The organism is uncultured Capnocytophaga sp., assembly GCF_938029845.1.
Taxonomy (GTDB): Bacteria; Bacteroidota; Bacteroidia; order Flavobacteriales; family Flavobacteriaceae; genus Capnocytophaga.
This window is the reverse complement of record NZ_CALHGG010000162.1, coordinates 1-18,257: the sequence shown is the minus strand read 5'-3', so window position 1 is coordinate 18,257 and position 18,257 is coordinate 1. Positions and strand designations below refer to the sequence as shown.

At 42.0% G+C, this 18,257-nt stretch carries 16 protein-coding genes; 12 read left to right on the top strand and 4 right to left on the bottom strand.

The features are described 5' to 3' along the window. Positions 1–158: 158 nt before the first annotated feature. The 7 genes from Q0625_RS12205 to Q0625_RS12175 all read left to right on the top strand — a co-directional run bounded on the left by Q0625_RS12205 (position 159) and on the right by Q0625_RS12175 (position 7,828). The gene (locus tag Q0625_RS12205; RefSeq protein WP_298827756.1) at positions 159–1,412 is read left to right on the top strand and encodes a porin; all 1,254 of its coding nucleotides are present in this window, start codon (positions 159–161) and stop codon (positions 1,410–1,412) included. Continuing rightward, complete coding sequence (locus tag Q0625_RS12200) at positions 1,412–2,341, top strand: D-2-hydroxyacid dehydrogenase (RefSeq protein WP_298827754.1); 930 nt, start codon at positions 1,412–1,414, stop codon at positions 2,339–2,341. Before Q0625_RS12205 ends, Q0625_RS12200 begins: the two co-directional genes overlap by 1 nt. A 63-nt stretch (positions 2,342–2,404) precedes the next feature. Next, complete coding sequence (locus Q0625_RS12195; protein WP_298827751.1) at positions 2,405–3,637, top strand: beta-ketoacyl-[acyl-carrier-protein] synthase family protein; 1,233 nt, start codon at positions 2,405–2,407, stop codon at positions 3,635–3,637. A 106-nt stretch (positions 3,638–3,743) separates the two neighbouring features. Further along, positions 3,744–4,271: a hypothetical protein gene (locus tag Q0625_RS12190; protein ID WP_298827749.1), complete on the top strand. Its 528-nt coding sequence runs from the start codon at positions 3,744–3,746 to the stop codon at positions 4,269–4,271. A gap of 204 nt (positions 4,272–4,475) precedes the next feature. Continuing rightward, the gene (locus Q0625_RS12185) at positions 4,476–4,925 is read left to right on the top strand and encodes a hypothetical protein (protein WP_298827745.1); all 450 of its coding nucleotides are present in this window, start codon (positions 4,476–4,478) and stop codon (positions 4,923–4,925) included. Positions 4,926–5,277: 352 nt separating this feature from the next. Beyond that, positions 5,278–6,840, top strand: a complete 1,563-nt coding sequence (locus Q0625_RS12180) for a hypothetical protein (protein WP_298827741.1) — start codon at positions 5,278–5,280, stop codon at positions 6,838–6,840. 100 nt (positions 6,841–6,940) lie between these two features. Continuing rightward, positions 6,941–7,828, top strand: a complete 888-nt coding sequence (locus tag Q0625_RS12175; RefSeq protein ID WP_366125071.1) for a fructose bisphosphate aldolase — start codon at positions 6,941–6,943, stop codon at positions 7,826–7,828. Positions 7,829–8,047: 219 nt separating this feature from the next. Here Q0625_RS12175 and Q0625_RS12170 read toward each other — a convergent pair whose 3' ends face one another. Both Q0625_RS12170 and Q0625_RS12165 read right to left on the bottom strand, forming a co-directional pair. Next, on the bottom strand, positions 8,048–8,941 hold the full coding sequence (locus Q0625_RS12170; protein WP_298827738.1) for a NifU family protein: 894 nt from the start codon (positions 8,939–8,941) through the stop codon (positions 8,048–8,050). After that, positions 8,938–9,444 carry a mechanosensitive ion channel domain-containing protein gene (locus tag Q0625_RS12165; protein ID WP_298827735.1) on the bottom strand — a complete coding sequence of 169 codons (507 nt, stop codon included), beginning with the start codon at positions 9,442–9,444 and terminating at the stop codon, positions 8,938–8,940. Before Q0625_RS12165 ends, Q0625_RS12170 begins: the two co-directional genes overlap by 4 nt. A 168-nt stretch (positions 9,445–9,612) precedes the next feature. Between Q0625_RS12165 and Q0625_RS12160 the strand changes: the two genes are divergently transcribed. Together Q0625_RS12160 and dut are read left to right on the top strand one after the other, a co-directional pair. Continuing rightward, the gene (locus tag Q0625_RS12160; RefSeq protein ID WP_298827732.1) at positions 9,613–11,043 is read left to right on the top strand and encodes an oligosaccharide flippase family protein; all 1,431 of its coding nucleotides are present in this window, start codon (positions 9,613–9,615) and stop codon (positions 11,041–11,043) included. Between the two features lie 322 nt (positions 11,044–11,365). Beyond that, positions 11,366–11,800, top strand: a complete 435-nt coding sequence (gene dut, locus Q0625_RS12155) for a dUTP diphosphatase (RefSeq protein WP_298827729.1) — start codon at positions 11,366–11,368, stop codon at positions 11,798–11,800. 746 nt (positions 11,801–12,546) lie between these two features. Here the strand turns inward: dut and Q0625_RS12150 are convergent. Both Q0625_RS12150 and Q0625_RS12145 read right to left on the bottom strand, forming a co-directional pair. Beyond that, complete coding sequence (locus tag Q0625_RS12150; RefSeq protein WP_298827726.1) at positions 12,547–13,290, bottom strand: response regulator; 744 nt, start codon at positions 13,288–13,290, stop codon at positions 12,547–12,549. Beyond that, complete coding sequence (locus Q0625_RS12145) at positions 13,271–16,210, bottom strand: histidine kinase (RefSeq protein WP_298827723.1); 2,940 nt, start codon at positions 16,208–16,210, stop codon at positions 13,271–13,273. Before Q0625_RS12145 ends, Q0625_RS12150 begins: the two co-directional genes overlap by 20 nt. Positions 16,211–16,616: 406 nt before the next feature. On the opposite strand from Q0625_RS12145, the gene Q0625_RS12140 reads away from it, so the two are divergent. The 3 genes from Q0625_RS12140 to Q0625_RS12130 form a co-directional block, all read left to right on the top strand. Then, positions 16,617–17,201: a thioredoxin family protein gene (locus Q0625_RS12140; protein WP_298827721.1), complete on the top strand. Its 585-nt coding sequence runs from the start codon at positions 16,617–16,619 to the stop codon at positions 17,199–17,201. 6 nt (positions 17,202–17,207) lie between these two features. Beyond that, positions 17,208–17,969, top strand: a complete 762-nt coding sequence (gene yaaA, locus Q0625_RS12135; protein ID WP_298827718.1) for a peroxide stress protein YaaA — start codon at positions 17,208–17,210, stop codon at positions 17,967–17,969. Positions 17,970–18,020: 51 nt separating this feature from the next. Further along, positions 18,021–18,257, top strand: a 237-nt coding sequence (locus tag Q0625_RS12130; RefSeq protein ID WP_298827714.1) for a four helix bundle protein, incomplete at its 3' end; no start/stop codon positions are given.

Here is an 18,257-nt window from a genome sequence, read left to right as displayed (position 1 = left end):
AAACTGATATTAGACAAATCGAGTACGAAAGTGAAGCTGATCTTACTTTTTAATCTGTAGTCAGACATCAAAGGTCAGTAGTCAGTTTCTAGTGCTGACTACTGACTCTTTAAAAATAATAACTAACCCCTAAGAACCAACAACTTAACAAAACAAATATGAAAAAATTATTCCTCCTTTTAGCGCTTGCTCCCTCGCTGATGTGGAGCCAAGAGAATCTACGAAAAAATCTTAGCGAAGACGGAAAAACTTACATCAAGGCAAGTGTATCAGCTACCCTTTGGGCAAGATACATAGATGCCAACCCCAACACCATGGTCGATGGATCTGGAGTAAGTCGTATTACCGATGTCTCTATCCGTCGCTTGCGTATAGGCGTGCAGGGCCAACTCACCCCAAGGGTCTATGTATATGGACTTTTCGGGGGTAATAACTATAATTTCACCAGCAAAGGCAAAGACAAAATCGGCATTCTTGACCTCTATGCGGATTACCAATTTGCCCCAGAGTTCACCCTCGGTTTGGGTAAGTTTGGCTGGAATAGCAGCCGTAATGCTATGAAAGCCAGCGGTAGTATGATGGACTTAGATGGGCCTGCCTTCTCTCTCTTTACTGTGAATATAAATGACGATGCGGTACGTAGCTTTGGTGTCTTTGCCAAAGGACAAATCCAAAACCTTAGTTATGTATTTACTATCAAAAGCCCTTATGCGGTTACCACTGATGAGAAAGAAGGAGTAGTCGGCTATGCCAAAAATGCTCCTCACAAACAATATTCTGGTCATCTCAAATACGACTTTTGGGAACGCGAAAGCAACAAAACCCCTTATACAGCAGGTACTTATGTAGGAGCTAAAAAAGTATTGAACCTCTCCTTAGGTGGTGTATATCAAAAGGATATGATGAGTGAACTCCAAACAGGTGTGACCAAATACTACGATTACAAGAATTTCTCTGCTGAAGTATTTTTAGATACTCCTCTTTCCGAGCGTAATGATGCTATTACGGTAAATGCAGGTTACTATTTCACCGATTTTGGTCGTGATTATGTAAGAAATGTAGGTAATAACAACGTAGCCGATGCAGGTGCTACTGGTTATTTCAACGGAGGAGGTAATGAATATCCTATGATGGGAACAGGAAGTACTTTCTGCCTATTAGGAGGATATCTCTTTGGTAAGAGTGAAGATTGCAATACTCGTATACAACCTAACTTTGGTATCCAATACTCCAAGTTTGACGGTCTCAAAGATCCTATGGTGGCATATGACCTTGGTGTGAATGTCTTCTTCAAGGGACACAGTAACAAGCTCAGCTTCTGCTACCAAAACCGCCCTATATACAACCTACAAAAAGAAGTAGATAGCCGCAAGGGTGCCTTTATCTTACAATATCATATCGTATTGAACTAATGAAAGCTGTTATCTTAGATAGAAATACCCTATCTTCCCAAATGGAACTAACCGTCCCAGAGGGGATTACCCAATGGGTAGTATATGAAAGCACCCGTCCAGAGCAAGTGATAAGCCACTTGGAAGGGGCAGATATTGCCATCACCAACAAGGTGAAGATAGGCAGGGAACACATGGACAAGCTCCCTCAGCTAAAGCTTATCCAACTTACTGCCACTGGTATGGACAATATAGACAGAGTCGCTGCTGGAGAGCATGGCATAGAAGTCAAGAACGTAGTGGGTTACTCCACCGAGAGTGTCGCCGAACACTTCTTTATGCTCCTACTAGCTGCTATGCGAGGACTGAAACCCTACCATACCGCCGTAGCCGATGGCTCTTGGCAGGCTGATGGGCATTTTTGCCTTACCGAACCCTCCATTCTGGACTTACACACTCGTACCTTGGGAATTATAGGGGTAGGAAATATTGGTAATGCCATTACCGATCGTGCCAAAGCCTTTGGTATGCGCGTACTTTGGGCAGAGCGTGAGGGCAAAGCGCCCCGCAGTGCGGAATATACCGACTTTGACACCGTCTTGGCTCAGAGTGATGTTATTTCGCTCAACACCCCACTAACCGAACAAACTCGCCACCTTATCTCAGCTCGTACCATTGCCAAAATGAAACGCAAGCCTTTGGTAATCAACGTAGCCCGTGGAGCAGTAGTGGATCCTCAAGCCATTTATGATGCCTTGGAAGCAGGGCAGTTACTAGGCTTTGCCACCGATGTATTCGAGAGTGAACCCCCTGTCGCCAATGATCCCCTACTAAAATTAGCCTCCCACCCTAGAGTATTACTCACTCCCCATGTAGCGTGGGCTAGCGAATATGCCCTTGATAAGCTTTGGAAGAAAGTCAAGAGTCAGATTGAAGAATTTATTAAATGAATAACGAAAAGTGAATAGAGAACTATTCTCTATTCACTTTTCATTCTTCACTTTTCACTTATTATGAGTCATCGTGTAGTTATAACTGGTATGGGAATTTATTCCTGTATAGGTACATCTTTAGAGGCGGTAAGAGACGCCTTATACGAAGGGAAATCGGGGATCATCTTTGATCCCGAACGCAAGGCATACGGCTATCGCTCTGCCTTGACGGGCTTTGTGCCTGCTCCACAGCTCAAGGGTGTCTTGGGGCGGCGGGAGCGTATCTCCATGGGAGAAGAGAGCGAATATGCCTATATGGCAACAACAGAAGCCCTCTCTCAGGCACGTATAGACCCTGACTTTCTCAAAGCCCAAGAAGTAGGTATCCTCTACGGGAATGACAGTGTAGCCGAATCGGTAATACTAACCAATGACAAGATACGCGAGAAGGGTGATACCACCCTTGTAGGCTCAGGGGCGGTCTTTCGTACCATGAACTCCACCGTAACGATGAACCTCTCTACCCTTTTCGGTCTTAGAGGGGTCAATATGAGCATCAGTGCAGCCTGTGCCAGCGGCTCCCATGCGGTAGGCTTGGGCTATCTGCTGCTGCAAAGTGGCATGCAGGAAATCGTCCTATGCGGAGGGGCTCAGGAGACCAACAAATACAGTATGGGCAGCTTCGACGGCTTAGGCGTGTTCTCCACTCGTGAGGATACTCCCCAGAAGGCCTCTCGCCCGTTTGATGCGGGGCGCGATGGGCTGGTACCCAGCGGAGGCGCTGCCACCCTTGTTTTAGAGACCTATGAGAGTGCGCAGCGACGCGGCGTACCTATCTTGGCCGAGATCGTTGGCTATGGCTTCTCCTCCAATGGCGGGCATATCTCCACCCCCAATGTAGAAGGGCCTGCCACCGCGATGGCACGAGCCTTGGCTAATGCGCATCTGCAAGCCAAGGACATAGACTACATTAATGCCCATGCCACCTCCACTCTTGTGGGCGATGCCAATGAGGCAAAAGCTATTCACCAATTATTTGGCAGTCATACCCCCGTAAGCTCTACCAAGTCCATGACAGGGCATGAGTGTTGGATGGCGGGTGCCAGTGAACTGGTGTATTCTATCCTAATGATGCAAAACGACTTCATCGCCCCGAACATCAATATAGAAGCCCTTGATGAAGACTCTCAAAAACTCCATATCATCACCCAAACTACCCAACAGCCTATACGCGCTTTTCTATCTAATTCCTTCGGTTTTGGCGGAACAAATTCAGCTATTATAGTCAAATGTGGCGATGGGGCAATGAGATAATGAGGCAATTTGACGATGAGACAATGAAATGATTTGACAATGAGGCAATTTGCACTTTGCTAGCGCGAGCTTGCAGAGGTGAAAATATCATTTAAAAAATTCCACTATGAGAAAAATGATATTATTTTTTGTAATTATTATTTGTGTAACAGCTTGTGCTATAAAGAAGCAAAACGTTTTTACCAATTCAGATTGCAGTAAATATTCCTATATATTAGATAGTTTGACTTACATAGAATTCCCTGATGAATATGATTATTATGTAGAAGGTAATTTGTTACCCAAAAAAGAAAACAGCATATTTAAAAATATAGAAAAATCTGATAAGGGGATAATCCCTTGTTTAATAGAAAAACTAAAAGATACCACACAAACAAATATCCGTTATGCCGATAGTTATAACTATACCCATAGCGATGTAGCTTTATTTTTGTTAGGCTATAAGGAAGTAGCTAACTGCCCAACATACACACTTTTTGGTGAAGAATTTAAAAAGGGCAAGAGCTTCCATTTTGATCAAGAGATAATGACTGTATTTTTTCTGCAAGATAAAGCAACGAGTTATAACAACCGCCTGCGACTATATAACAGAATAAAGAAGTGGTATTTAAAGAATTATAAGATGAAGAAATGATTACTATTAGTGTGATCTTGTTCTTGTTGCTACTGTGCGGGTGTATTAATTGCACTAACAACACCCTTGCTGGCACGAGCTACAAGAAACGCGCTAGCAGAGGGATGTATAACCCAGAAAAAACGTAAAATGGAGATTTCAAATAGAAAAATAATTATAGCCATATGTATATTGATTCCATTTACATTTTTATCGTGTATAAGAATGCGTCATAAAGGCTTATGTAAGGGATTTATCAATGAAAAATCGTTTGTATTAGGCGCATCTACAATTAAGGATATTCAAAAAAGATTCAATGCTTACAAAGATTTAGAAATTTTCCCCAATAATGATAGTCTCTATATCACTAAGATTGAGGAAAAAGAAGGTTTTATAAAGATATTATCTCAAAAAAGATTTCTATTTAAGGATAGTTTGCTTCAAAAAGTCGAATTGGTGGTAAGTACAAGTTGTTGTTGGAATAATGATTTCAAAGAAGATGATTTTGCACAGCATAAAGATGAAATTTTTAGCGCCTATGACGAGTACATTTATACCATAAAGTCAGAAAATTCAGCATCAAAATGCTTTCATTTTCAAAGTATTGATACGACCCTATTTCATAAAACCACGCTATTTAAGTGGGAAGAATCAGACCTACAAAGAAGTCAGTAACTATATTACAAATCCCTGCTGGTATATTAATCATTTAAGTTTTACAAGCTCTGTAACTCACTGACTTTCAAAACCTCCCCCTACCCCCCTCCGAAGGGGGATTTACTAAACGGTGGATTTTCAGAGAGTTAGATAATAGAAAGCTTTTCATTTTGACTAACAAATTTATCCTTTTCCAACGTACTTTACACATACTCTCCTCCAAGTATTCGGAGACTTTCCCCCTTTGGAGGGGGCAGGGGGAGGTCATTTTGTAATATATTGATCATTAACTAATTACAAGTCTAATAATAACTTAAAAATGACTTGCGGAACTTAAATTAATCATTATTGGTATTAATCATTGATTAACATGAAACTCTTTTATTTTCTTAGCTTCCTCACCATTGGGTGGGTATATGGGAAACCCCTTGCGGAGGTCGGGGGAGAAAGTCCTCCGCTCTTTTGGGAAGCCTCGGTGGAGGTGGAGGGAGAAAAGGTATATCTGATTACTCAATATACCATAGGTGATGGGGTTACTTCTTTGTCTTGTACTAAGACACCTGTGCCTATCAGTCCTCGTGGGGTACAAATGATTAACTACGATAATGATTGGCTTATAGTTGCCAATGAGGATTATCACTACTACATCTGGGGATACCACAGTGAGGAAGCGAAAGTAATCCCACTATTTCCCACCCGAGAAGTGAGTGAGGTAATCGCCAGAGGACACATCTATTTCACCCAAGGAACTTGGTATTATCTTGACTATGCTAAGCGCTCATCATACGAAGATCCTATTGAGATTACTAAAGAAGTCCTCACCGACTTTCCTACCCAAGATGTGGTTGTCCTACATACCTCTGAGACAAAAACACTCCTAAAGGACACCCATAAGGTATATATGTACCGAGAAGAGAGCTATATGGAGAGAAGTATTGAGGTTGTAGAGGGATTGGACGCCCAAAAGGTATGTTGGGTAGAGGGCAGTTATGGCTCTTATGGTTACCTATGTGATTATCTATATGATGAGGATACTTTCTATATAACTAAATATGACTTCCCTTGGTTAAATGATTATACAGAGAAATTTACTCGCGAAGGATTCACCCAAAAATTCACCGAAGGAACGCTTGTTCGTTATGGACAGAAGACACACCACAAGGGCGCTTTTTGGGATTTCCATGACGGGCGCTTATGGTTCTGTGAAGGCTTTGCTATCATTCCTAGAAAAGATATAACCTACGAGGCATCACTGGATTTGCTCCAAAAGGACGGGAAGTACTACAGAGACTATTCCCATTATTACAACCGAGACCTTGATGATTATGATCGTCCGATAGACCTCTCAGCCGTAAAGAATCCCCAGCAACTGCGTATTATTGAGACACCTAAAAAATCCTCTTTGTCCAAATATCTCTTTTATTACGATGGTCTTGCCTATTATGTAGTCTATGAGAATCGGTTTTTCCCTATGGAAATCAGCCCGTTACAGGAAAAGATACTCTCAGAGAATGAAAGGTATAACACCACTCATGCAGGCGATGAGTTTGTTCTTATAGATGGTAAAATGGTTTTCTACTACCTTCGGTGGATAGATGACATAAAAGGGTTCAAAAACCGTCCTTTTTGCCCTATTAAAGTCACTCGCGAGCTACCCCTTAGCTCCCCTGTGAGGGATATAGAGGTAGGATATGTTACCCAAGATTGGCTTATCTTAGGTGAGCATTGTGTCAAGAACCTCACAGACTACCAAAGCCTTAGCTTTGTTGGTGCTACTAAGGATATGACCCTATACCTCTCCTATAAAGCAGCTCCTACCTATTACTACTTCAAGGACAAAAATCGGAAGTACTGCTACAAATATACAGATAAGAAGCTCTCGCTTGTCAGTGGAGAGAAGGACATATGCAATATAGTGAAAAATGAAAAGTGAAAAACTTTGTTTTTACATAAAAAATTCGTATTTTTGTGACATCGTAAACCTAATGCTTGTTGGTCGGTACCAATAAGTTCTTTTTAAATATTTACTTATCATGAAAGAAAAAATAGAAAAAATGAGAAACGGCAAAGGCTTCATCGCTGCCCTTGACCAAAGTGGAGGTAGTACTCCTAAAGCCTTGAAACTCTATGGTGTAGAGGAAAATGCGTACAAGAACGATGCCGAAATGTTTGACCTTATCCACCAAATGCGTACCCGCATTATCAAGAGTCCTGCCTTCAATGACCAAAAAATTCTTGGGGCTATCCTCTTCGAACAAACTATGGATAACAAGATTGACGGCAAATACACCGCTGAATATCTATGGGAAGAAAAACATATTCTCCCTTTCCTAAAAGTAGATAAAGGGCTTGAAAACTTGGACGAAAACGGGGTACAACTGATGAAACCTATCAGCAACCTTGCCGACCTACTCAAAAGAGCCAATGAGCACCATGTATTCGGTACCAAGATGCGTTCGGTAGTGAAAAAAGCATCCAAAGTAGGTATTGCAAGCATTGTTGCCCAACAGTTTGAAGTAGCTGCTCAAATCATCGCTGCTGGATTGGTGCCTATTATTGAGCCTGAAGTAGATATTAATATCCCTGACAAAGCAGAAGCAGAGGCTATTCTCCGTGAAGAAATCCTTAAACACTTGGACAAACTTCCTACTACTTCCGATGTGATGCTAAAACTCACCCTCCCTACTGTAGCCAACTTCTACGAACCTCTTACTAAGCACCCAAGAGTGGTACGTGTAGTAGCACTTTCAGGAGGTTACTCCAGAGAAAAAGCCAATGAGATCCTCGCTAAGAACCATGGTGTGATCGCTAGCTTCTCTCGTGCCCTCTCTGAAGGTCTCTCCGCTCAACAATCCGATGCTGAGTTCAATAAAACCCTCGCAGATTCTATAGAAGGTATCTACGAAGCATCCATTAAATAGTGACTAACGAATAGTGAATAGTTACTAATATAAATCAATAGTTAAAAGCACTATTCATTAACTTTCTAAGACGCAATAAATTGCGTCTCTACACAAGCGCTGGCTAAGACAATTCCTACTTAGCATAGTCATCCGTAGAGACGCAATTTATTGCGTCTTAATGAATTAGATTATACAGATATTTTTAACTATTGATCACCTTTACTAACTGCTATTCACTTAGTTCACTGCTTCTACGGTGATTTGTTCGTTCTTCATCATCTCGCGCAGAATGGTCTCTATCCCTTGCTTGAGGGTACGCTTGGAGGAAGGACAACCATTGCAGGCACCTTGTAGGAGTACCTTGACTATTTGGGTTTGCTTGTCATAGCTGACAAACTGTATATTACCGCCATCACTGGAGACCGCTGGCTTTACATATTGGTCTAAGATAGCGATAATCTTTCGTGAATATACATCATTAAGCGAGGGTAATCCTTTAGGCCTATCCTGCTCGGTCACACTGACCTTGACTACTTGTTTTCCCTCCATGAGATAGAGTCGTAAAAACTCTCTCAACTCCATCATAATATCCTCCCATAATATCTTGGGTTGACGAATGATAGAAATGTAATTACTATCAAAAAACACCTCCTTAATATAAGGAAACTTAAAGAGTTCGGTTGCCAAAGGTGAATCGGAGGCTTCCTCAGCTGACTTATATTCATATACCCTGCTAACGAGCTTCTTGTTTGCCACAAACTTCATCGCCATAGGATTGGGCGTGCTTTCCACATAGATGGTAATAGGAATACGCTTGGCGGGTGCGGGTGCTTCTTCAGGGGCAGATGCTTCGCCTATAATGGGGCGACCTGCCGCAAGGTAAGCCTCCACCTCTTGGCATACCTCTTGGGCGACTTCTTCCCACTTTACAATAGGCAGTGCTTCCAAGGCTATGAAATTGGCCGAGAAATAGACCGTTTTGACAAAAGGTAGGCGCAAGAGTTCCTGAGCAAGGGGTGAGTTATCCACAGGCTCGGAACGTTCATATTGGTAATTGCCCTTGACTAATACTTCAGGGGCTTCAAGCTTGATAATGGCGGGGTTAGCCGTGTATTGTATCTGTAATTTCATTTTATAATCTCGATGGCTTTCTGTAATAAAAGGTTATTAGGTACGGAGATATTTTCTCCTGAATCGGTTTTAAGTAGTGTATAGAAAGAACTGATGTCCTTGATCTCTGCCTCGATAGGGAAATCCTTGTCCATGATACGGATTCTGTCTCCTATCTTAAAAGGAAAAGAGAAGAAAAGAATCACCCCTGCGGTGACATTGCTCAGTATAGACCATTGGGCAAAGAAGCCCACTCCTACTAGCGTAAGTATAGAGGAGATAAAGACGAATATTTGGTCGGGCTTCACCCCCCAGATAGAGACCAACACCAAGAAAAGCAAGGCACCGAGAAGCACATCAATATATTTTTTGACCAACTGTGTGCGTGCCTTAGGAAATTCCGCCTTGGTTCCTATTCTCGCTACTAAAGAGTCTGTAAAGCGTTTGAGGATAAAAAAGACAATTATCGATACCACTGTAGCGATAATGAAAGGATATTTTTGGAGGGCAAAATCTATGATCATAGGTTAGTCGTTAGTGATTAGTGATTAGTGGTTAGTGGTTCGTTAGTTTTTATCTTTTCCTTATATTTAGACTAGGGTGCAAAAGTACAAATAATATTTCAGTTTTCAAGTATTTTTAGGTAAAGCGATGATTATTTTGTACCTTTGCGCGGTCAAAAAAATCAAGCCTTGAGTATAAAGCGATTATTTAAGCATACGGCCATTTATGGCTTGGCGACGGTAATGCCGCGGGTGTTGAACCTTGTTCTCACGCCGCTACATACGAGCGCACATACTCTTACCCAAGCCCAGTATGGTCTCTATCAGGGGCTTTTTGCCTATATGATATTGGGCAATGTGTTGCTTACCTATGGTATGGAAACGGCCTTTTTCAGGTTTATGAACAAGGAGAAAGATGCCAAGGGGGTCGCCTCCACGAGTCTTGTCTCCCTTGCGGTAAGCTCGTTGGCCTTTCTGATAGTTGCCTTGTTATGTAGTGACTATATAGCACAGTGGCTGGACTATCCTACCATTTATATTCGCTATGCTATATGGATCTTAGTCTTGGACGCAATGGTGGCGATTCCCTTTGCTTGGTATCGCAATGCAGGGCAGTCGCTGCACTATTCGCTTATCAAGATAGGAAATGTAGCCATCAACTTAGGACTCAACCTGCTTTTCCTACTTTACTTCCCTTACTTGGAGCGAGAAGGTCATCAGTTACCTACTTTTACCTTTATCACTGACAAAACCCAATACATATTTATCGCCAACCTTATTGCGAGCTTGCTCACCTTCCTCTATATGCTGCCGCTGTACAAGCGGATTGGTTTTTTGTGGAACCGTACCCTATGGCGGGAGATGATTCGCTATGCCTTTCCTGTGCTAGTGGCAGGGATTGCCTTTTCGGTAAATGAGGCATTTGACCGCGTATTTATCCGTATGCTCTACCCCTCGGATGAGGCTGATGCCGTGGTAGGACTCTATGCAGGTTGTTACAAAATGGGAGTGTTCATGACGCTCTTCATTACCGCCTATAAGCTAGGGGTAGAGCCGTTCTTCTTTTCCAGTGCGGGTGACAAGAATGCACCTACTACCTATGCCAAGGTAACCGCCTATTTCAGTATATTTGCAGGGGGGATACTCCTATTTGTTTGCATATATATAGACCAACTCAAGTGGCTATTGATTCCTAACAAGGCTTATTGGGAAGGACTGAAGATTGTGCCCTTTGTGCTTATGGCGAACCTATGCTTGGGGTTATATCATAGCATGTCGGTTTGGTACAAGGTAACCGACCGCACCCATTGGGGGGCAATTATCTCGGTTATAGGAGGAGTCATCACCGTGGTGGCCAACCTTAGCCTTATCCCCCTATGGGGATATATGGGTGCGGCTGTGGCAACCTTTTTGGCCTATGGGGGTATGATGGGCATATCATGGTGGATAGGTCAAAAGAAATACCCTGTGCCCTACGATTGGAAACTTATCGGAGGATTCTTGGGGGTATCGGTGGTCTTTTCGCTACTCTATTTCTATGTACTAGATAGGAATGTGCTTATAGGAAGTGGGTTTTTCGTGGCTTATGCCCTTGTAGCAATAAAAGTCATGAGACGATGAGTCAATTTGCCAATGAGACGATGTGTCGATGGGCTGATGAGTCAATGTGTCAATGGGCTGATGAGTTGATGAGTTGATGAGTTGATGAATAGTTAAAAATGTCTGTATAATCTAATTCGTTAAGACGCAATAAATTGCGTCTCTACGGATGACTACGCTCACATGTAATTGTCTTAGCCAGCGCCTGTGTAGAGACGCAATTTATTGCGTCTTAGAAAGTTAGCAAATTATAATTTTAACTATTGATTCAAATTAGAAATTAGAAACTAATCACTAGTCACTGACCACTGACCACTAACAACTGAAGACTAAAATTAAAAGAATGGAAATAAAAATCATCAATCGTTCGGGGCATGCGTTGCCCGCGTATCAGACCGCAGGGTCGGCAGGAGTGGACTTGAGGGCATGCCTCAAGGAAACGGTTATTCTCAAACCTTTGGAGCGCAAGCTAATCCCAACTGGTCTCTATATAGAGCTACCTCTGGGCTACGAAGCTCAGGTGCGTCCGCGTAGTGGCTTGTCTCTCAAGCATGGCATTACGGTACTGAACTCCCCTGGTACCATAGATGCCGATTACAGAGGAGAAATATCGGTGTTGCTTATCAATCTTTCGGGAGAAGATTTTGAGATTGCCAATGGGGAACGTATTGCCCAAATGGTTATCGCCAAGCATGAAGTAGCGCAGTTTGTCCCTGTGGAGGTACTCTCCGAGACAGAACGTGGCACAGGAGGCTATGGTAGTACTGGAAAAAAATAAGAAAAGACTGTTCTACCACTTTTAGAAACAGCCCTTTCCCCTTTCTTGTATGAAAAAATGCACTTAATTTTTTTAGAATTTTTTTCGTTAGTGAATAATATTACCTTTCATTTACCATCTCCTTTGGAGATAAAAGTTGATATATAATTGTTTAGTTGTCTTATGAAATGTTTAGAGCGTTTAATTTAGTTGTTTGTTTCACGAAAATCCTTGCTAAGGCGACAACTCCTAAAAGACAATAAATAAAAGGTAAATACTTGTTCACTATTTCATTCTACTGGTATATTGGTTAACTTGAGAATTGCCAAAAAATAATGTTTCGTCTCTTTCGTCTTTCAATTAGAGAGGAGAGAGATAAGCCTCTATTGGTGGAGACTTATCTCCTTACTCTAATCTAAAATAAAAACACAAAAAATCTAATTACTATATAAAGAGATGAAAACTTTCTGATGTATAGGGTTGCGCTTCCAGCAAAGAACCAAGCACCTTAATTCGCTTACAAGTATATTTTAGGTCTAGTTTTTCCTTGACTAAGGTGCTTATTCCTCACTGTCTAAAATAAAAAACGCAAAAAAATCTATTCTTTAAAATTATGTTAGAGAAAGAGTCTTAATACTTATAAAACTTTCATTCTCTTTGTTTGACGTTACAAAGGTAGTAGTTTTTTTATTCATGTCAAGAGAAAAATACGTTTTCGCGCATGAAGTGTAAGTATTTGCACATGAAAGGTAAAAATAGGGTATTTTTTAAACCTCAGAAGCGAGCAAAGGCCACTGTTCACGAGACACTTGAATACGCAAACCTCCTTCAAGCCAGATAAATGGACGATTCATGCGCAGTATATATTCGCGATTGACGATCGCCTTTCGTGTGTTGGCTACAAAGATAGAAATATGATGTTCGGCACAGAAGCGGTGAATCTCTTCCCAAGTTTGCTTGAGCTGGATAGCCTGCCCCGATAGGGAATGGAGCACCTTCAAGCGAGGGTTCTCTTCATCCTGCAAGAAACAGAGAATCTGCTTGGGGAAGATACGCACTTGCTGTTTTAGGTAATTTTCTATAAAGACAGGTGTTTCCTGCTCTCCCTCGGCTATGGCTTCTGCTTCGGAAAGGTACTGGGTGAGGTTCTCGGTAAGCTGCTGGAAAATAGGCTTCACAAGGTATTTCTTGACCAAAGGAAATTCGTTAAAGACAATCTGAGGGATTTCGGGGTTTTCCCCTTGATAACCTGTAAAAAAGATAATATAAGGTGTGTATCCTGTAGTCTGGTGAATATGAGAGAGGATAGGATAGGCATTGCCCCCTCGGATACTCCAATCGGAGAAAATCAAGTCCGGACGATGGGTATCTATCAGAGTAATGGCCTCCTGTAGGCTATCAGTAAAAGGAATGGGCTTCCACTGGAGGTATTTCTGCATACGCGCAGAGATATTCTTCCAGATGCTTTTATCGTCCTCAATGACAAGATACTTAAAGGTTGATTTTTTCATAATTAATTGATTTTTTGAGTTCTATAATAGTAATTGTACCAGGATACTTAGGATCATCCTTATCCTTGTCCGTCATAGAGATAGTAATGGCATCATCAAAGTGCTTATCAAGGATTCTAAGGATACGCTGTATGTTCTTCAGTCCTGTACCGTGTCGCTGTACCCCCGCATATTTCTTGGAAGCAGCCACCCCTACCCCATTGTCAGAGATACTGATACCGTATATATCGGTCCGCTCCCAGAAGGCAATACGCAACAGTTGAGGAGGTTCGTCCCTGTGTCGGAGTCCGTGCAAGAGCGAGTTCTCCACAATCACCTGTAAGATTCCCATAGGCATACGGTAATCGGAGGGAATCGCCTCGATATTCTCAATCTGTACTTGCAGGTCAGGTAGGAATATCTCCCGCTGTATAGCAATGGTATTCTCGGTGAGTTTCCACTCTTGACTAAAAGGAATGAAAGGGGTTTGGTCTTGGGAATAGCGGTGCATGATAGAGATATTCTCCCCTATATGAGAGATGATACGCTCGGCATGGGGATTATCATAGAGTTCTGCTCCGAGGCTATTGAGTGCATTGAGCATAAAGTGTGGACGGAACTGCTTCCCGAGATTACCAATGGTAAGTAGTGCTATCTCTCTATCCTGCCTATCCATACGCCTCATGTTGTAGAGTAGATAAAACCCCGTGGAGGCTGGAATGAGAATCATCACTAGCCAAAAATAGCTATTTTGCGAAAGAGAACGCTTGACATTGATAGGATATTTCAGGACAGTATAAGTCCCATCGTTTTGGCAAACGGTCAGAGAGAATATATAATTGCCCGCTGATAGGTTTTGATAGCGGTATTCCGTTTCGGTAGTAAGGACTCCTTGCTCTATAGCATACTCTTGGCTGTCCCTATAGAGAGCAGGAATCACATAGCGAGGGAGGTTATCCTTGGTCTGGTAATGGAGTCGTATCTCAAAAGAATTTTCATTGACCTCCAAGGATATAGGATCATCTACATGTGACTTATAAATATTCTTACCTGTATTGATGCTTAAAGTAGGCTCCACCTTATAATTGGGCAAGGAGAGCCACTGGTCAATATTCCAACGAAAGAGCATATTGGAGGAGGCAAACCATAGGTAATTGTCATCGGAGTTACTTGCCACACAAGCACGTTCCAAAGGGTCTTGGAGGTTCATGGCATAGGGGTTGAGATAGCGTACATTGACCTTACCTTTGACAAATTCGTTCAAGGAAAGTACAAAGAGCTTATTGGTAACCCCTACGATAAGATAGTCTCGCCACTGGTGTAGAAAGACCACGGGGCGATCGTTACCCAATAGAAGGGGGTGTTCCAGCAGGTGAAAGTCTGTCATATCCACCTGCTCCTTATCGGTAGGATTATAGTAATAGAGTTGACCTTTATCGCTACCAAACCATAGCGTATTGTTAGCGTCTGCCAAGAGAGTATAACCCCTGAATGGCGTTTGTCCCTTATCAAAGAGAAGTGTCTGGGCAGTGTCCGTTTTTGGGTTGTAGCGAGCAACTCCCTGCATGGAGATCGTCCAGATATAGCCCTTGCTATCCTGTGCTATTCCCTGACAGTGGTTAAGGGTCAAGCCCTGTTTCTTGCCAATAGTTTTCCAAGGTATTTCTTTCTGCTCCAGCTGTATCAAAGGCTTATAAGCCAGACCATAGTCCTGGACATCGGTATAAAGAACCTTTTGAGAAGAGAGGAAGTTAAAATTAGAAACAATCGTATCGCTCACCTTGGTATAACTTGTTGGTGATTGGAAAAGATACAACCCCTTATGAGCATTGTTAAAAAGGACTTTCTCACCCAAAGGAAGTGCGCCATAGCTCATCTGTATGCCCTTGAGTGGACTCTCAAGGAGTTTGTCACTGTCAATAATAGAAAAGCCCCCATTGTAGCTCCCTGCCCATAGCTTACCTGAAGGGGTGAGGGCAAGGGCAAAGATACGATCAGTATTGGTATCGTTATACAACCGTGGATAGGTTTTTAGGTAGGTAAATAGGCGGGTGAGCTGGTTGTTACTACCCAAATAGAGGCTTTGGGAATCCTCCGAAAAAGCCTTATAGTAGGCCGACCTAATGGCAGTAGTATTGGATACAGGTTCCAAATCCTTTTCTAAGTCATACAATATCAGCTCGTTATCATTGTTATAAAGGTAATAGCGACCGAAGTTCTTATTCTCGCTCTTATTGGCAGGCAAGACCTTAGTGGTAAGGGTACGAGAATAGTGGTAAAGACCATCATTCTCGGGCTTGATAAAATAAAAATCACCTATGGAACGCATATAGATAGGACTAAAAGCCCATGGGAAAATCTGTCCATCGCCACCAGGTGCCAGACTCCTAATATCGGTATAATCCTTGCCTAATATACAGCGATAAGGGATACTATTGACAGAAAGTGCATAAACATAGGAGGTGTGCTCTTCCAATTCTTGAAAGTAACGTCCATCATAGCTCATGAGCTTAAAAGAAGTCTCCGAAGGGGCAATAGCAGTGAAGTAAATACGTTTATCTATCAGAACAAAATGGGCATAGTGCGCATTTACATAACCCACCTTTTGGGGGATGAGCTGATCGTAGTCACTACCTGTATAGATGCTCTTGCTAAAGCCAAAGAAAATCTTATCTTGTAATTTGAATTTCTTAAGGAATATACCTACGTCCTCTCCCTTGAAATACTCTTCCACTTCGGTATTATGGAGTGCATAGAGGACATTTTCCTCAGGAGAGAAAAGCAGTTCGCCCTCAGAGCTCACCTGCAAAGGTTGGTTGATATTGAAGAAATCCTTACCGATGCTATATTGGTTATACTGCAATGCCCTATGCTCACACAATGGCTGAGCAAGACAGAGAAAAGTGCAGAAAAACAAGCATATTTGAAAGATCAGCTTCATAAAATAAAATGTATTTTTTTGGTTTTTAATACGTTAGCTATAAGATTAATTTTCTATAAAAGATATAAGCCTTGTGGCAAAAGTACAAATTTAATTATTAATTATTAATTATTAATTGTTAATTTTTAGAAGGCAGTAGTTAGTGGTTAGTGATTGGTGGTTAGTGATTAGTGATTAGTGGTTAGTGATTAGTGGTTAGTGGTTAGTGATTAGTGGTTAGTGATCAGCTCATCGGCAAATTGGCTCATTAGCAAATTGACTCATTATTTTCTTGATTTTTCTCTTAGAATGTTGTAATTTTGCCCTTTGCATGGTTAGAAGTCAGAAGTCAGAAGTCAGTGGTTATTCGCTTTTCACTCTTCACTTTTCACTTTTCACTAAAACTATTTACTAAACAAAAACTATTATGATAAAAAATAGTCTTCCTAAGGCGTTATCCTATGACGCGTTTAAAAACCTTATGGATAGCCTTTTACTACAAGGAAAAACGACTGGAGATGACCAGTCCGAATTTATGGTTTCCCTTACCAAACTCAACCGTCAGCGTATAAAGCGTATTGACAATACCCTTGAGTTTTCCGAAGAAGACCTTTTGCCCTTCAAGCAAATTTCAAAAGGTCAATTATGGCTGGTAATCTCTGAGGCATGGTGTGCCGATGCAGCGCAAATTGTCCCTGTGTTATCAAAAATTGCAGAGAGCAACCCGCTTATTGACCTTAAAATCGTGCTTCGCGATGAGAATCCTGACCTGATGAACCAGTACCTTACCAATGGAGGGAAAGCCATTCCTATCCTTATCATTGCCGATGCCCAGAGCCTTGAGGTACTCCATGTATGGGGACCTCGTCCTAAGGTAGCTACCCAAATGGTAGAAGCCTACAAAAAAGAACATGGCAAACTCACCCCTGAGTTCAAGGAAGACCTTCAGAAGTGGTACAACCAAGACAAGGGACAGAGTATCCTTAGCGACTTACAAGCTCTTTTTAAATAATTTCCAGTGAAGATTGTTATTTCTCCCGCCAAACGAATGGATAGCCATTCGCCCTATCCTGCCCTCACCCCCACCCAAGCAATATTCCAATCGGAAATCCTTGAGGTGCATAAGGTGCTTAGGGAGCTTTCCCCTGCCGCTCTTGGGGAACTCATGGATATCTCGCCCCGCTTAGCGGACGTGAGTTGGCAATACCACCAAGCACTTTCCCTCCCTTTCACTCAAAAGAACGCTCGCCCTGCTATCTACACCTATCACGGCGATGTATATGAAGGAATGGACGTTTCTTCCTTGAGCCAAGAGGAGGTACTGAGGCTACAAGGTTACTTGCGTATTCTCTCAGGTCTCTATGGTATCCTAAAGCCCTTAGACCTCATTGCTCCTTATCGGTTGGAGATGGGCATCAAGCTTGCTGTAGGAGGACATGCCAACCTATATGACTTCTGGCGAAAGAAAATCACCCAAGCCCTTAATAGCGAACTTGAAGAGGGTGAGACCCTTGTGAACTTAGCCAGCGATGAGTATTTCAAAGCGATAGACACCCAAGCCCTCAAGGGGAAAGTCGTACATGTATCCTTTAAGACTTGGCGCGGCGACACCCTCAAGACCATAGTTCTCTACACCAAGCGAGGACGTGGGCTAATGGCACGCTATATCGCCCAACACCAGATCACTGACCCCGAAGACCTCAAAGGCTTCCACCTAGGAGGGTATAACTATGCAGAAGAACTATCCAATGAGAATGAGATGGTGTTTGTGAATGATTAGTGGTTAGTAGTTAGTGATTAGTGGTTAGAATATAGATACAAAATATAGAAAATGGAAAATATTAAGGATTTTAAAGACCTTATTCTTTGGCAACGAGCTATGGATCTTGTTGTTGAGGTATATGATCTAATAAAAAAACTTCCAAAAGAAGCAAATTATAAGTACTATCTAACGACATGGAATAATACAGCAATGATCCAAACAGGACATAGTAATGGAGAATCTACAGAAGATGAAAGAAAGGTTCTTGCAAATACACTATTCTATTTAAAACAATTAACAAATAAA

Bases quoted from the DNA above. Each gene is read 5' to 3' on its own strand.
- Q0625_RS12205 (WP_298827756.1), top strand. From the start codon at position 159: ATGAAAAAATTATTCCTCCTTTTAGCGCTTGCTCCCTCGCTGATGTGG.
- Q0625_RS12200 (WP_298827754.1), top strand. From the start codon at position 1,412: ATGAAAGCTGTTATCTTAGATAGAAATACCCTATCTTCCCAAATGGAA.
- Q0625_RS12195 (WP_298827751.1), top strand. From the start codon at position 2,405: ATGAGTCATCGTGTAGTTATAACTGGTATGGGAATTTATTCCTGTATA.
- Q0625_RS12190 (WP_298827749.1), top strand. From the start codon at position 3,744: ATGAGAAAAATGATATTATTTTTTGTAATTATTATTTGTGTAACAGCT.
- Q0625_RS12185 (WP_298827745.1), top strand. From the start codon at position 4,476: ATGCGTCATAAAGGCTTATGTAAGGGATTTATCAATGAAAAATCGTTT.
- Q0625_RS12180 (WP_298827741.1), top strand. From the start codon at position 5,278: ATGAAACTCTTTTATTTTCTTAGCTTCCTCACCATTGGGTGGGTATAT.
- Q0625_RS12175 (WP_366125071.1), top strand. From the start codon at position 6,941: ATGAAAGAAAAAATAGAAAAAATGAGAAACGGCAAAGGCTTCATCGCT.
- Q0625_RS12170 (WP_298827738.1), bottom strand. From the start codon at position 8,941: ATGAAATTACAGATACAATACACGGCTAACCCCGCCATTATCAAGCTT.
- Q0625_RS12165 (WP_298827735.1), bottom strand. From the start codon at position 9,444: ATGATCATAGATTTTGCCCTCCAAAAATATCCTTTCATTATCGCTACA.
- dut (WP_298827729.1), top strand. From the start codon at position 11,366: ATGGAAATAAAAATCATCAATCGTTCGGGGCATGCGTTGCCCGCGTAT.
- Q0625_RS12150 (WP_298827726.1), bottom strand. From the start codon at position 13,290: ATGAAAAAATCAACCTTTAAGTATCTTGTCATTGAGGACGATAAAAGC.
- Q0625_RS12145 (WP_298827723.1), bottom strand. From the start codon at position 16,210: ATGAAGCTGATCTTTCAAATATGCTTGTTTTTCTGCACTTTTCTCTGT.
- Q0625_RS12140 (WP_298827721.1), top strand. From the start codon at position 16,617: ATGATAAAAAATAGTCTTCCTAAGGCGTTATCCTATGACGCGTTTAAA.